The organism is Streptomyces sp. NPDC006551, from assembly GCF_040611675.1.
Lineage (GTDB): Bacteria > Actinomycetota > Actinomycetes > Streptomycetales > Streptomycetaceae > Streptomyces.
The window spans coordinates 96,451-110,712 of the sequence record NZ_JBEXOT010000013.1; the positions used below are offsets into that span (position 1 = coordinate 96,451).

12 protein-coding genes are annotated in these 14,262 nt (G+C 72.3%); 4 read left to right on the top strand and 8 right to left on the bottom strand.

The window, feature by feature from the left end:
- Window positions 1-61 precede the first annotated feature (61 nt).
- The gene (locus ABZY12_RS15490) at window positions 62-877 is read left to right on the top strand and encodes an excalibur calcium-binding domain-containing protein (protein ID WP_356890347.1); all 816 of its coding nucleotides are present in this window, start codon (window positions 62-64) and stop codon (window positions 875-877) included.
- A gap of 10 nt (window positions 878-887) precedes the next feature.
- Here ABZY12_RS15490 and ABZY12_RS15495 read toward each other — a convergent pair whose 3' ends face one another.
- The 5 genes from ABZY12_RS15495 to ABZY12_RS15515 all read right to left on the bottom strand — a co-directional run bounded on the left by ABZY12_RS15495 (window position 888) and on the right by ABZY12_RS15515 (window position 6,169).
- Window positions 888-1,949: a helix-turn-helix domain-containing protein gene (locus tag ABZY12_RS15495; RefSeq protein ID WP_356890349.1), complete on the bottom strand. Its 1,062-nt coding sequence runs from the start codon at window positions 1,947-1,949 to the stop codon at window positions 888-890.
- A 115-nt stretch (window positions 1,950-2,064) separates the two neighbouring features.
- The gene (locus ABZY12_RS15500) at window positions 2,065-3,618 is read right to left on the bottom strand and encodes an MFS transporter (protein WP_356890351.1); all 1,554 of its coding nucleotides are present in this window, start codon (window positions 3,616-3,618) and stop codon (window positions 2,065-2,067) included.
- Window positions 3,619-3,708: 90 nt separating this feature from the next.
- A complete protein-coding gene (locus ABZY12_RS15505) occupies window positions 3,709-4,566 on the bottom strand; it encodes an alpha/beta hydrolase (RefSeq protein WP_356890353.1) in 858 nt (285 codons plus the stop codon).
- A gap of 27 nt (window positions 4,567-4,593) precedes the next feature.
- Complete coding sequence (locus ABZY12_RS15510; RefSeq protein ID WP_356890355.1) at window positions 4,594-4,995, bottom strand: RidA family protein; 402 nt, start codon at window positions 4,993-4,995, stop codon at window positions 4,594-4,596.
- Between the two features lie 61 nt (window positions 4,996-5,056).
- Entirely contained in the window at window positions 5,057-6,169 is a 1,113-nt protein-coding gene (locus ABZY12_RS15515) for an acyl-CoA dehydrogenase (protein ID WP_356890357.1), read from the bottom strand.
- Window positions 6,170-6,380: 211 nt separating this feature from the next.
- Here ABZY12_RS15515 and ABZY12_RS15520 point away from each other — a divergent pair, with 211 nt between their 5' ends.
- Together ABZY12_RS15520 and ABZY12_RS15525 are read left to right on the top strand one after the other, a co-directional pair.
- Window positions 6,381-8,057 carry an AMP-binding protein gene (locus tag ABZY12_RS15520; RefSeq protein ID WP_356890359.1) on the top strand — a complete coding sequence of 559 codons (1,677 nt, stop codon included), beginning with the start codon at window positions 6,381-6,383 and terminating at the stop codon, window positions 8,055-8,057.
- Window positions 8,058-8,066: 9 nt separating this feature from the next.
- A complete protein-coding gene (locus tag ABZY12_RS15525; RefSeq protein ID WP_356890361.1) occupies window positions 8,067-8,891 on the top strand; it encodes a PaaX family transcriptional regulator C-terminal domain-containing protein in 825 nt (274 codons plus the stop codon).
- 96 nt (window positions 8,892-8,987) lie between these two features.
- On the opposite strand, the gene ABZY12_RS15530 is transcribed toward ABZY12_RS15525, so the two are convergent.
- Together ABZY12_RS15530 and ABZY12_RS15535 are read right to left on the bottom strand one after the other, a co-directional pair.
- Window positions 8,988-11,342, bottom strand: a complete 2,355-nt coding sequence (locus ABZY12_RS15530; RefSeq protein WP_356890423.1) for a bifunctional salicylyl-CoA 5-hydroxylase/oxidoreductase — start codon at window positions 11,340-11,342, stop codon at window positions 8,988-8,990.
- A gap of 143 nt (window positions 11,343-11,485) precedes the next feature.
- On the bottom strand, window positions 11,486-12,313 hold the full coding sequence (locus ABZY12_RS15535; RefSeq protein ID WP_356890363.1) for an enoyl-CoA hydratase family protein: 828 nt from the start codon (window positions 12,311-12,313) through the stop codon (window positions 11,486-11,488).
- Between the two features lie 341 nt (window positions 12,314-12,654).
- Between ABZY12_RS15535 and ABZY12_RS15540 the strand changes: the two genes are divergently transcribed.
- Window positions 12,655-13,104, top strand: a complete 450-nt coding sequence (locus ABZY12_RS15540) for an ATP-binding protein (RefSeq protein WP_356890365.1) — start codon at window positions 12,655-12,657, stop codon at window positions 13,102-13,104.
- Window positions 13,105-13,149: 45 nt separating this feature from the next.
- Here the strand turns inward: ABZY12_RS15540 and argF are convergent, their stop codons facing one another.
- Window positions 13,150-14,160 (bottom strand): ornithine carbamoyltransferase, encoded by a 1,011-nt coding sequence (gene argF / locus ABZY12_RS15545; protein ID WP_356890367.1) that lies wholly within the window; start codon window positions 14,158-14,160, stop codon window positions 13,150-13,152.
- Window positions 14,161-14,262: the final 102 nt, after the last annotated feature.

Below are 14,262 nucleotides of genomic sequence, written 5' to 3' on the forward strand. Positions count from 1 at the left end.
GATCCTGTGTACGATCTCCTCGCTTCGCTCACGCACCACGAGCCTCCAAGGAGAGCCGCACGTGTACCCGCCGTCGCACCTCCCTCCGGCCACGTCCGCGCCCGCACGGCGCTGGTGGCAACACCCCGCACTCATCATCACGGCACTCGTCGTACTGCCGCCCGTCGGCATAGCCCTCGCCTGGCTGGGGCGTTGGAGTGGGACGAAGAAGATCATCGCCACCGTGCTCGCCGGTCTGTGGTTCCTCGCGCCCTTTCTCGGCGACCCGCCGAAGAAGACGGAGGCCGACGCGAAGCCCGCGGCCCGTCCGACGGTCGCTCGGACGGCCGCGACCACACCTCCGCCGCCGTCCCCCAGCCCTTCCCCCAGTACGAAGGCTCCGAGGGACGCCCAAATGCCCCACGTCGTCGGTGACACGTACGACGACGCCATGGAGGCCCTGAAAAAGGCCGGAATCGACAAGGGTGACGTCACCCTCGATGACGTCTACCTCGACATCGACGCCCCCACCCACACCGAGGCCGCCGAGGACGGCGACTGGAAAATCTGCTTCCAGACCCCGGACAAGGGGGCCGCGGTCGCGTCGGGCACCACTGTCCGGCTCGACCTGGGGCAGTGGTCGGACGCCGATCTCGTACAGAAGTGCCCGGGCGCGAAGGGCACCACGTACAAGATCCCGGCGAACGATCCGGACTACCGACGCGACGACACTGCGGACACGACCGGCGGCGGGTCGTCCTCCGGTGGTGCCGACAGCGTCTACTACAAGAACTGCTCTGCCGCCAAGGCGGCCGGTGCCGCCCCCATCCGGAGCGGCGAGCCGGGCTATCGCAAGGCCCTCGACCGTGACGGCGACGGGGTCGCCTGCGACAAGTAGCCGCGAGCCCTCAGAGGTCCTGGTCGGGCCAGCCCAGGAGGCGGGCTCCGATCACCGCCGTCTGCAGGGTGTAGCGGTGGACCGGGTCGCCGGGGTCCGCGCCCGTCAGGCGGTGGACGCGGTCGAGGCGGTACGTCATCGCCCGGACGCTCAGCCGCAGCCGGCGGGCCGCCTGGGCGGTGACGCAGCCGGTGTCGAAGTACGCGGTGAGCGTGTCGATGAGCGGCTGGGCGCCGCCGCGGGCCTGCTGGAGCGGGCCGAGGACGCTGAGGACCAGATCGGCCATGGCCTGACGGTCACGGGTGAGGACCGGGTAGACGAGGAGGTCGGCGGCGTACAGGACGGGGCCGTTCAGGTCCATGCGGGCGGCCAGGTCGAGGGCGTTGAGGGCCTCCTCGTAGGAGTGGACGACGCCTCCGGGGCCGGAGTGCGGGCGGCCGACGGCGACCTGGCCGCCGTCCGTCGCCGCGTACGCCTGCTTCGCGAAGAAGGCGAGCACATCGGGCTCGTCCGCCGGTGCCACGCAGATCAGCCGGCCGTCCTTCGTCGTCAGCAGGATGCGGCGGTGCCCGAAGCGCGCCACGAGGGACGACTCGACACCGCGGGTGACCGCGTATCCGTCGCCGTACGGCTCCGGGCCCTGTGCCACGGCCACCGCGTGCGCGTGGGAGAGCAGCAGCCCGAAGCGTTCGGCACGCTCGGCGAGGCGGCCCAGGTCGCTGCGGCCGTAGAGCAGGTCGTCGATGAACTCCCGCCTCGCCGCCTCCTCCTGACGGACCGCCAGACGCTGGGCGCGCTCATGGCCTTCCGCGAAGGCGTCGACGGCCTGGGCGACGGTGGCGAGCAGGCGGTCGGCGGCGGCGCGCGGCAGCTCCGCCTGAAGGTCCTGGGCGGCGGAGAGGTGCGCCCGCACCAGGACCCGCAGGCCGAAACCCTCCTCGGCGGCGCGCTCGCCCCGGCCCCGCAGCGCGTCGAGTTCGTCCCGCGTCAGTCTTCTGCCCGTGGCGCAGGCGCCCGCAAGGATCTCGGTGTACCCCTCCAGGTGCCCCTGGGGCATCTCCCGCTCCGTCATGGCCCTCCCCCGTTCCCCGGCGCTGCGGTCTCCTACCGCGACGCGCCGGGGTCAAGGCTGGCACATCGCCGGAGGCCGGCAGCGAGTGCCGCGGAGACGGGGGGAGAGACCCGGGTCAGCCCGCGCCCGGGGGGCCCACCCCGCCCTTGAGGCGTTCGATGTCCGAGGGGCGTACCTGGATGGCGAAGAGGGCGATCAGGGCGGCGAGGATCGTGAAGGCCGCCGCGACGATGAAGGCAAGCGAGACGCCCGAGGCCAGCACCTCGTGTCCCCAGGGCGGTGGCAGCTGGCCCGTGCGGGCGAACTCGGCCTTCTCCAGTGGGTTCGCCCGGGAGAGGAAGGCGGGCACCTGCTTCTCCGCCTCGTTGCGGCTGGCCGTGCCGAAGACCGTGACGAGGATCGACAGACCGAGCGATCCTCCCACCTGCTGGGTGACGTTGAGCAGGCCGGACGCGGCGCCCGTCTCCGCCGCCTCCACGTTGGAGAGCGCCATCAGGGTCAGCGAGATGAACATCATGCCCATGCCGAGGCTGAAGACCAGCATCGGTCCGAGGATGCTGCCCAGATAGGTCGAGTGGACATCGGTGAGGGTCAGCCAGGACAGGCCGGCGGCGGCGAGCAGCGAACCCACCACCATGAAGGGTTTCGGGCCGAACCTCGGCAGAAGCTGCGAGGCGAGCCCCGCACCGACCGCGATCACCGCGCTGACCGGCAGGAACGCCAGCCCGGCCTGCAGGGGGCTGAAGTCCAGGACGTTCTGCACGAAGAGGGTCAGGAAGAAGAACATGCCGAACATGGCCGCGGCCAGGCAGAGCATGATGGCGTACGTGCCCGCCCGGTTGCGGTCGGCGAACATGTGCAGCGGCGTGATCGGCTGCCGGGAGCGCCGTTCCACCAGGATGAACACGCCGAGCAGCACGATCGCGGCGCCGAAGGAGGCGAGGGTGAGCGGGTCGCGCCAGCCCTCCTGGGCGGCACGGATGAACCCGTACACCAGCGCCACCATGCCGACGGTGGCGGTGAGCGCTCCGGCGAGGTCGAAGTGGCCCGCGTGCCGCTCGGACTCCTTGATGTGGCGGGGCGCGGCGAACGCGATGAGCACGGCGATCGGGACGTTGACGAAGAACACCCAGCGCCAGTCGAGCCATTCGACCAGCACACCGCCCGCGAGCAGACCGATCGCGCCGCCGCCGGCCGAGACGGCCGCGAAGACGCCGAACGCCCGGTTGCGTGCCGGGCCTTCGGTGAAGGTCGTGGAGATCAGGGCGAGCGAGGTCGGGGAGGCGATGGCGCCGCCGACACCCTGCAGGGCGCGGGCGGCGAGGAGCTGCCAGGAGTTCTGGGCCAGGCCGCCGAGCAGGGAGGCGAGTCCGAAGAGCAGCACGCCGAAGACGAAGACCCGGCGGCGGCCGAGGATGTCACCGGCCCGGCCGCCGAGCAGCAGCAGACCGCCGAAGGTCAGCGTGTAGGCGTTGACCACCCAGGACAGGGTGGTCGTGGAGAACTCCAGGGAGCGCTGGATCTGCGGCAGCGCGATGTTCACGATCGTGATGTCGAGGACGACCATCAGCTGGCAGGATGCGATGACGAGGAGAGCGATCCCGTTGCCGTCGCCCCGGCGCTTGGGGGCGGCGGTTCGTGCTGGCGTCGTCGGCTTGGGGGTACTCATGGCGCATCGCGCCCTCGCGTGGTGAGGGAGCCGTGGGCCGGTCAGTCCACCTTTCGACCGTAAGCCCGCCTCCGGCGGGAGACCAATTGATCAAGCGGTCCCGGGAGTACCGGTGTCCGGCATCCTGGCGATGAACGTCCGCAGGGCCTCCACCAGCCGCTCGGGCTGGTCCTCGCTGACGAGCGTACGGCTGTCCTCGATCTCGACAAGACGCCCCTGCGGCAGGAGTTCGGCGAGGCGGCGGCCGTGCTCCCGCGGCATCATCAGGTCGTCGACGGCCCAGACGACGAGTGCCGGCCGGTCGAACTTCCGTAGTCCTTCGGCCGCTTGGAGGAGTTCCTCCCGTCGTACGGCCAGGTTGTAGCGGCGGAAGTCGTGGCGGACGGCGGGATCGGTGCGGAGCGGACGCAGCCAGCCGTCCACGATCTCGTCGGGGACGGGCCGCTTGGTGAGCGCCCCGATGCCGACGGGGAGGCGGCGCAGCGGCTTCAGGCCGAGGACGCGGGCCATCAGGGCGACGCCGCCGGGCGTACGGCAGGCCAGGGCGATCATCTTGCCGGGCGCCCCGGGCGGGTAGTTGTCGAAGGCCTCGCAGGAGATGAGGACGAGCCGGGCGAGCCGCTCGGGGTGGCGCACGGCGACGCTCTGGGCGCGCCCGCAGTCGCTCTCTACGAGGGTGACGTCGGTGAGGCCGAGCCGGTCGAGGAACTCCGCGATCAGCTCGACGACGGTGTCGGGCGAGAGCGGCACGTCCGGCTTCATCGGGGTGCGGTGGGAGCCGTACGGAAGGGTCGGCGCGAGGACCCGGTGGTCGGCGGCGAGCCGGGCGGTGACCTTGCGCCACACGGTGGCGTCGTGGACGAGACCGTGCAGGAGTACGACCACGGGGCCGGGACCGCCGGTGTCCTCGTACGCGAGCGTCCCGGCCGTCAGCTCGATCTCCGGCATGACTCCCCCCTGCTCAGGCCGTTCCCGTCAATCCAGTACCGCGAAGCCGTCCAGCTCCACCCGGGCCTGATCGTCCCACAGCCGTACGACACCGATCACGGCCATCGCCGGATAGTCGCGGCCGGCCAACCGCCGCCAGATCCGCCCGAGTTCATGGGCGTGACGGCGGTAGTCGGCGACGTCGGTGGCGTACACGGTGACGCGCGCCAGGTCGGCGGGGGAACCGCCGGCGTGGCGGAGGGCGGCGAGGAGGTTGGCGAGCGCGGTCTCGAACTGCTCGGGCAGGGTCTCCCCCACCACCTTGCCGTCGCGGTCGAGGCTCGTCTGGCCGGCCAGGAAGACGAGGCGGGTGCCGGTGGCGGTGACGGCGTGGGAGAAGCCGGTGGGTGGGGACAGTTCGGCCGGGTTGTGCCGGTGGAGAGGCGTCATCCGTACAGCTCCTTGGCCATCCGTTCGGTCGTGATCCGTTCCTTCGTGATCCGTTCCCTGGTCATCCGTACAGCTCCTTCGCGATGATCGTGCGCTGGACCTCCGTGGCCCCTTCGTAGATGCGCGGCGCACGCACCTCGCGGTAGAGGTGTTCGAGCAGATGGCCGCGTTGCAGGGCCCGTGCGCCGTGGAGCTGGACGGCGGCGTCGACGACGTACTGCGCGGTCTCGGTGGCGAGGAGTTTCGCCATCGCCGCGCGTTTGGGGACGTCCGCCGCCCCCGCGTCGTACGCCGCCGCCGCCGCGTAGACGAGCAGCCGGGCGGCCTCGGTGCGGGTGGCCATCTCGGCGACCTGGTGGGCGACGGCCTGGAGGTCGCGCAGGACACCGCCGAAGGCGGGGCGGGCGGCGGTGTGCGCGAGGGTGGCGTCGAGGGCCGCCTGGGCCATGCCGACGGCGAAGGCGCCGACGCTGGGCCGGAACAGGTTGAGGGTGTTCATGGCGACACGGAAGCCGCGGTCGACCTCGTCGAGGACATCGGCCGCGCCGACGGGGACCCCGTCGAAGACGAGGGTGCCGATGGCGTGCGGGGAGAGCATGTCCAGGGGCTTTCCGGTGAGACCGGGCCGGTCGGCGGGGACGAGGAAGGCGGTGACGCCGCGGGCGCCGGCGCCCGGGGTGGTCCGGGCGAAGACGGTGGCGAAGTCGGCCTCGGGGGCGTTGGAGATCCAGCGCTTCTCGCCGTACAGCAGCCAGCCTCCGGCGCCGTCGGGCCGGGCTTGGAGGGCGAGGGCGGCGGCGTCGGATCCCGCGTCCGGCTCGCTGAGCGCGAAGGCGGCGACCGCCCGTCCGGCCATGACCTCCGGGAGCCAGCGGTCGCGCTGCTCGGGGGTGCCGGCGGCGGCGACGGGGTGGGCGCCGAGCCCTTGGAGGGCGAGCGCGGTCTCGGCCTCGGTGCAGGAGTGGGCGAGGGATTCGCGCATCAGGCAGAGGTCGAGGGCTCCCGCCCGGAAGAGGCGGGCGAGGAGGCCGAGTTCGCCGAGCGCCGCGACGAGGGGGCGGTTGACGCGGCCGGGTTCGCCCTTGTCGGCGAGGGGCCGCAGGTGTTCGGCCGCGAGGGTGCGGAGCTCCGCACACCGGGCGGTCTGCGCGGGATCGAGCGAGAATGCGGACATTCGGACTCCTGCCTCCGTCGTCGCCGTTCGTGGCCGTTCGTCGTCGCCGTTCGTCGTCGTTCGTCTTGGCCGTTCGTCGTCGTCGTCCATCGTCCTGCGCGGCGGGGATGCCGCCTCGTGGCCGTCGAACCGTTCTATCGCGCACCGTTGACTGTCGTCACCATCACGATACGCTCGATGCGCGACCCCACCACGACAAGGGGACGAACTCATGGAGCTGACCCCCTCGGCCCACCACGACACCTTCGCGCGCGACCATCTGCCGCCCGCCGAGCAGTGGCCGCAGTTGCTCTTCGATCTGCCCGGCTTGCGCTACCCGGAGCGACTCAACTGCGGGGCGGAACTGCTCGACCGTACGGTGGAACGATTCGGCGCGGGACGGCCGGCGTTCCGTAACGGCGAGGGTCATGTCTGGACATATGGACAACTTCGCGAACGGGTGAACCGGATCGCGCATGTCCTGACATCCGACCTGGGAGTACGGCCCGGCCACCGGGTCCTCCTGCGCGGCCCCACGACCCCCTGGCTGGCCGCCTGCTGGCTCGCCGTGATGAAGGCGGGCGCGGTCGCCGTCACCGTACTGGCCCAGCAGCGTGCCCAGGAACTCGCCGTGATGTGCGAGATGGCCAGGTGCACACACGCGCTCTGCGACATCCGGTCGGCCGACGACCTGGTCAAGGCCGAGGTCACCGGCCTGCGGATCACTACGTACGGCGGGGACTCCCCCGACGACCTGCTTTCGCTCGCCATCGGCAAGCCGGCCGTCTACGAGGCCGTGGACACGGCCGCCGACGACGTGGCCCTGATCGCCTTCACCTCCGGCACCACCGGACGGCCCAAGGGATGCATGCACTTCCACCGCGACGTGCTGGCCGTCGCCGACACCTTCTCCGCCCACGTCCTGCGCCCGGAACCGGATGACGTCTTCGCCGGCTCCCCGCCGCTCGGCTTCACCTTCGGCCTCGGCGGCCTGGTCGTCTTCCCGCTGCGGGCGGGGGCGAGCGCCCTCCTCCTGGAACAGGCCGGCCCCGCCCAGCTCCTCGCGGCCGTCGCCGAACACCGGGTGTCGGTGCTGTTCACGGCGCCGACCGCGTACCGGCTGATGCTGGACGAGCTGGACGGTCAAGGCCGCCATGCCACCGCCTCGCTGCGCCGGTGCGTCTCCGCCGGCGAGAACCTGCCGGCAGCCACCTGGGAGGCCTGGCACGCGCGCACCGGCCTGAAGCTGATCAACGGCATCGGCGCGACCGAGCTGCTCCACATCTTCATCTCCGCGGCGGACGGCGACATCCGGCCGGGCACGACCGGGCGGCCCGTCCCGGGCTGGCAGGCGCGAGTGGTGGACCGCACGGGCGCCGAGGTCCCGGACGGCGAGGAGGGCCTGCTCGCCGTGCGCGGCCCGGTGGGCTGCCGGTATCTGGCCGATCCGCGCCAGAGCGAGTACGTCCTCGACGGGTGGAACGTCACCGGCGACACCTACGTACGCGACGCGGACGGCTATTTCCGTTACGTCGCCCGCGCCGACGACATGATCATCTCGGCCGGCTACAACATCGCCGGCCCCCAGGTCGAGGAGGCGCTCCTCGCCCACCCGGACGTGCTGGAGGCGGCGGTGGTCGGCCATCCGGACGAACTGCGCGGCCAGATCGCGGTCGCGTACACGGTGGTACGCGACGGCGTACCGCGCGACGCGGACACGGCGGCCGCGCTGCGCGCCTTCGTCCGGGCCCGTCTCGTGCCGTACAAGTGCCCCCGGAAGATCGTCTTCCTGGACGCCCTGCCGCGGACGGCGACGGGGAAGCTGCAGCGCTTCCGGCTGCGCGCCGAGGAGGCGGCGGCAGGGCCGGGCCCGGCGGCACGCGGTCAGGACCCCACAGCCACCCCCTAGAGTGATCACGTGGTCGAGCAGCACACTCCCCGGTCCCTGATCGTCTCGCTGTACGGCGCGTACGGCCGCGGCCCCGCGCGCGGCGGGGCGCCGACGCCGGTGGCCGAACTCATCCGCCTCCTCGCGGCGCTGGGCGTGGACGCGCCGTCGGTACGGTCGTCCGTGTCACGGCTGAAGCGGCGCGGTCTGCTGCTGCCGCGGCGGACGGCGGACGGCTCGGCCGGATACGCCCTCTCGGACGACGCGCGCCAGCTCCTGGACGACGGCGACCGCCGGATCTACTCCCGTACGGAACCCAAGCTGTCCGAGGGCTGGGTCCTCGCCGTCTTCTCGGTCCCCGAGGCCGAGCGCCACAAGCGCCATCTGCTCCGCTCCCGGCTGGCCCGGCTGGGCTTCGGCACGGCGGCGCCGGGCGTCTGGATCGCCCCGGCACGGCTCCACGAGGAGACCCGGCACACCCTGGAACGGCTGGAGCTCTCGCCGTACGTGGACCTCTTCCGCGGCGAGCACCTGGGGTACGCGGCGACGGCGGAGGCGGTGGCCCGCTGGTGGGACCTGGCGTCGATCGCCCGGCTGCACGAGGAGTTCCTGGCCGCCCACGAGCCGGTCCTGCGGGCCTGGACGGCCTCCCCGGGGACTCCGGAGGACGCCTACCGGGACTACCTCTTCGCCCTCGACTCCTGGCGTCGCCTCCCGTACGCGGACCCGGGCCTTCCGCCCGAGCTGCTGCCGGAGGACTGGCCGGGGGGCCGCTCGGCGGAGGTGTTCGCGGCGCTGCACGAGCTCCTGCGGGACCTGGGGGCGGAGTTCGTGGCCAAGGGCGCGACCGGGTGAGGAACGGCTCCGGCCGGTCCGGCTGATCCCAGCGCGCCTCGCCGTCTCGGTGTCGAGGGTGCTCGCGCCCCGACGCGTGTACGCGCCACGTCCGACTCACGCGCGAGGGAGCAGGCTGAGCCGGGGTTTCGGCGCGTCGGTGCGGCCCGTCGGGGGTTTGCGGCTGCCCGCGCGGTACGGGTCCGGCCACGGGGCCGCCGGGCCCTGGTAGTTCTGTTCGACGGCCGCGTGCAGGGTCCAGTGGGGGTCGTACAGGTGCGGGCGGGCGAGCGCGCAGAGGTCGGCACGGCCGGCCAGGAGCAGGGAGTTGACGTCGTCCCAGGAGGAGATCGCGCCGACGGCGATGACCGGGACGCCGACGGCGCCACGGATCCGGTCGGCGTAGGGGGTCTGGTAGGAGCGCCCGTACTCGGGCTGCTGGTCGGGGACGACCTGGCCGGTCGAGACGTCGATCGCGTCGGCTCCGTGGTCGGCGAAGGCCCGGGCGATGCCGACCGCGTCCTCGTCGGTCGTGCCGCCGTCCGCCCAGTCGGTGGCGGAGATCCGGACCGTCATCGGGCGCTCCTCGGGCCACACCTCCCGTACGGCGTCGAAGACTTCGAGGGGGAAGCGCAGCCGGTTCGCGAGCGGTCCGCCGTAGGCGTCCTCACGGGTGTTGGTCAGCGGGGAGAGGAAGCCGGAGAGCAGGTAACCGTGGCCGCAGTGGAGTTCGAGCAGGTCGAAGTCGCACCGCGCCGCCCGCCGGGCGGCCGCCGTGAACTCCTCCCGTACGGCTCTCATCCCGGCCCGGTCCAAGGCGTGCGGGACCTGGTTGACACCGGGGCGGTAGGGGAGCGGAGAGGCGGCCGTCAGGGGCCAGTTGCCTTCGGGGAGCGGTTGGTCGATGCCCTCCCACATCCGGCGGGTGGAGCCCTTGCGGCCGGAGTGGCCGAGCTGGACGCCGATCGCGGTGCCGGGCGCCGCCGTGTGCACGAAGTCGTTGATCCGGCGCCAGGCTTCGGCCTGCTCGTCGGTCCAGAGGCCGGTGCAGGCAGGGGTGATGCGGCCCTGCGCGCTGACGCAGACCATCTCGGTCATGACGAGCCCGGCGCCGCCGAGGGCCCTGGCTCCGAGGTGGACGAGGTGGAAGTCGCCGGGGACGCCGTCCTCGGCGACGTACAGGTCCATGGGTGAGACGACGACGCGGTTGCGCAGGGTCAGTCCGCGCAACCGGAAAGGGGTGAACATCGGCGGTGCGCCGGGCGGGCAGCCGAACTCGCGCTCCACGGAGTCGGTGAATCCGGGGTCGCGCAGCCGCAGGTTGTCGTGGGTGACGCGGCGGCTGCGGGTGAGCAGGTTGAAGGCGAACTGCCGGGGCGGCTGGTCGAGGTACCGGTCGACCTCCTCGAACCAGCGCAGGCTGGCGGCGGCCGCGCGCTGGGTGGACTCGACGACGGGCCGGCGCTCGCTCTCGTACGCCGCGAGCGCCTCCGTCAGGGTGGGCTGTTCCTCGACGCAGGCGGCGAGCGCGAGGGCGTCCTCGACGGCGAGTTTGGTGCCGGAACCGATCGAGAAGTGCGCGGTGTGGGCGGCGTCGCCGAGCAGCACGGTGTTGCCGTGGGACCAGCGCGCGTTGACGACGGTACGGAAGGCGGTCCAGGAGGAGTTGTTGGAGCGCAGGGCCCGGCCGCCGAGCGTCTCGGCGAAGATCTTGGCGCAGCGGGCGACGGACTCCGTCTCGTCGAGCTCGTCGAACCCGGCGGCCCGCCAGACCTCCTCGCGCATCTCGACGATGACGGTGGAGGCGCCGGAAGCGTCGGCGTGGAGGTCGGGCGCGGGTTGGTGGTCGGGCGAGGGGCGGGAGTACGGGTAGCCGTGGAGCTGCATCACGCCGTACTCGGTCTCGGCGATCTCGAAGCGGAAGGCGTCGAAGGCGAAGTCGGCGGCGAGCCAGATGTAGCGGCAGCGGTGGGTGGTGAGCCGGGGCCGGAAGACGTCCGCGTGGGCGTCGCGGGTCGCGCTGTGGACTCCGTCGGCGGCCACGACCAGGTCATGGGTGGCCGCGAGTTCGGCGGCGGGAGGGGCCTGGGTGCGGAACCGGAGGCGTACGCCCAGCTCGGCGCAGCGCGCGTGCAGGATCTCCAGGAGCCGTCGGCGGCCGAGCGCGGCGAAGCCGTGGCCGGAGGAGGTGAGCAGGTGCCCTCGGTGGGCGATGTCGATGTCGTCCCACCGGACGAACTCGTTCTGCAGGGCCCGGTAGACGGTGGGGTCGGCGTGTTCGATGCCGCCGAGGGTCTCGTCGGAGAGGACGACGCCGAAGCCGAAGGTGTCGTCGGGGGCGTTCCGCTCCCAGACGGTGATCTCGCGGGCCGGGTCGAGCCGCTTGAGGAGCGCGGCGGCGTAGAGCCCGCCGGGTCCGCCGCCGATGACGGCGATACGGAGCGGGCGGCCCCGGCCGCCCCGCGCCCGCACCGCGCCGTTGCCGCCCGGCGCGGTGCGGGGGTCGGGGCCCCCGGGGTCGGGGCCCTGGCCCGATGACGGCGGGCCGGCGTCCTGGGGCGCGGGGTGGGCGGGCGCGCCCCGGGGGGCCGGCGGTGGGGTGGGGGTGGCCACGGTCAGCGCCCCTGCCACTTCGGCGGGCGCTTCTCGGTGAAGGCCGCGTGGAACTCGGCGTAGTCCTCGCCGTTCATGAGCAGCGCCTGGGTGGCCGCGTCGAGTTCGACGGAGGCGGCGAGAGGCATGTCCAGCTCGGCCGTGAGCAGGGCCTTCGTCTGGGCGTGGGCCAGGGCCGGGCCGTCGGCGAGGCGCCGGGCGAGTTCGGCGGCCCGGGCGTCGGCGCCGCCCTCCTCGGTGACCTCGCTGAGCAGGCCGATCCGTTCGGCCTCGGGCGCGCGGACGGGATCGCCGAGCATGAGCAGCCGGGTCGCGTGGCCGAGGCCGACGACCCGGGGCAGCAGATACGCCGCGCCCATGTCGCCGCCGGAGAGCCCGACACGGGTGAAGAGGAAGGAGAAGCGGGCGCTGGGGTCGGCGATCCGGAAGTCGGCCGCGAGGGCGAGGACGGCGCCCGCACCCGCCGCGACGCCGTGAACGGCCGCGATCACGGGGAAGGGGCATTCGCGGATCGCGCGGACGACCTGCCCGGTCATCCGGTTGAAGTCGAGGAGCTGGGCCGTGTCCATGGAGAGCGTCGCGCCGATGATCTCGTCCACGTCGCCGCCCGAGCAGAAACCTCGCCCTTCACCGCCGAGGACGAGCGCCCGTACGGCACGCTCCCGCGAGAGTTCGGCGAGGAGATCGCGCAGGTCGGCGTAGGCACCGAAGGTGAGCGCGTTGAGTTTCTCGGGGCGGGCGAGGGTGACGGTGGCGACACCGTCGTCGACATCCAGGCGCAGATGCCGCCATTGCTCGGTGCGGGGCGCGGAGCCGGTAAAGGGGCTCATGCGGGACGGCCTCCCTCAGCGTGCGTGTACACGGCATCACCTGGGGGCAGCTTATCACTGATACGTGACCATCGTCACGAGGACGCGATAAGCCTCGCGTTCGCCATGACCGACCCCGCGAAGGTCCCGGCAGCCGGCAAAGGTCCCGGGCACCCCGACACAGGTCCGCCCGAACCCGGGCCGCCCGGCCCTGTCCATGCTTTTTTGACTCCGTAAGGTTGAAAGTAGGACGTTATAGACTCCATGGCCTGCGGCGGACCCGTCCGGCCGCCGCCGGCTCCGCCTTCGCCCTTCGCCCCGCATCCGCCTTCGCCCCACATCCGAGCCCGAACGGACCTGCCGTGTTCGAAGTCCCCGGCCCCGGCCCCGCCTCCTGGCACGTGCGGCTGCCGCACACCACCGCGGCCGTACCGATCGCCCGCGCGCTGATCCGTACCGCGCTGGCGGACCTCGACACGCCTGCCGACAGCGACACGGCGGAACTCCTGACAGCGGAACTCGTCGCCAACGCCGTCGAGCACACCGACGGCGAGGACCCCATCGAGCTGCTCGTGGAGATGGGGCCGGGCGGCTGCCAGGTCGAGGTGCACGACCGCCGTCCGCCGAGCCCCGGAGAGCTGGACTGTCCGGGACCGGGCGAGGAGCCGGACCCCTGGCAGGAGCACGGCCGCGGACTGCTGCTGATCCGGGCCCTCAGCAGCGACTGCGGCCACCGTCCCACCGCGCGGGGCAAGGCGGTCTGGTTCACGCTCCCCGCGGTGCCCCGGCAGCGCCGCCCCCACGAGGCGTAACGGCCCTCACACCCCTACGCCCCACGCTCCACGGCCCCACAACGCCTACGCGGCGGAACCCGCCATCGTGGCGACGAGCAGGGCCTTGATGGTGTGCATCCGGTTCTCGGCCTCGTCGAAGACGACGGAGTGGGCGGACTCGAAGACCTCGTCGGAGACCTCGAGCTCGGTCAGACCGTGACGGGCGTGGATGTCCCGCCCGACGGCCGTGCCGAGGTCGTGGAAGGCGGGCAGGCAGTGCAGGAACTTCACGTCCGGGTTGGCGGTGGCGCGCAGCACGTCCATGGTGACGGAGTACGGGGAGAGGGCCTCGATCCGCTCGTCCCAGACCTCCTTGGGCTCACCCATGGAGACCCAGACGTCGGTGGCGACGAAGTCGGCGCCGCGGACGCCCTCGGTGACGTCCTCGGTGAGGGTGACCGTGGCACCGCTCGTCTCGGCGAGCTCGCGGGCGCGGGCGACGATCTCCTTGGCCGGCCAATAGGACTCGGGCGCCACGATCCGGACGTCCATCCCGAGCAGGGCGCCGGTGATCAGGTACGAGTTGCCCATGTTGAAGCGGGCGTCGCCGAGGTAGGCGAAGGCCAGCTCCTCCAGGGGCTTGTCCGTGTGCTCGGTCATGGTGAGGACGTCGGCGAGCATCTGGGTCGGGTGCCAGTCGTCCGTCAGCCCGTTGAAGACGGGAACCCCGGCGAAGGCCGCGAGCTCCTCGACGCTCGCCTGACTGTCGCCCCGGTACTCGATGCCGTCGAACATCCGGCCCAGCACGCGGGCGGTGTCCTTGACCGACTCCTTGTGCCCGATCTGCGAACCGGACGGGTCGAGGTAGGTGGTGGAGGCGCCCTGGTCGGCGGCGGCGACCTCGAAGGCGCAGCGGGTCCTGGTCGAGGTCTTCTCGAAGATGAGCGCGATGTTCTTGCCGCGCAGCCGCTGGACCTCGGTACCGGCCTTCTTGGCCGCCTTGAGCTCGGCGGCCAGGTCGATCAGACCGCGGAACTCCTCGGCGGTGAAGTCCAGCTCCTTGAGGAAGTGGCGGCCGATGAGGTCAGTGGCCATGGGGCGCTCCTGTATTCGCGGATGAGGGGACGACGGCGATGAACACTGGAAGTCTATACGTAGATCAGTATTCCTATACGGTGATACGGACCACTGAGGCCG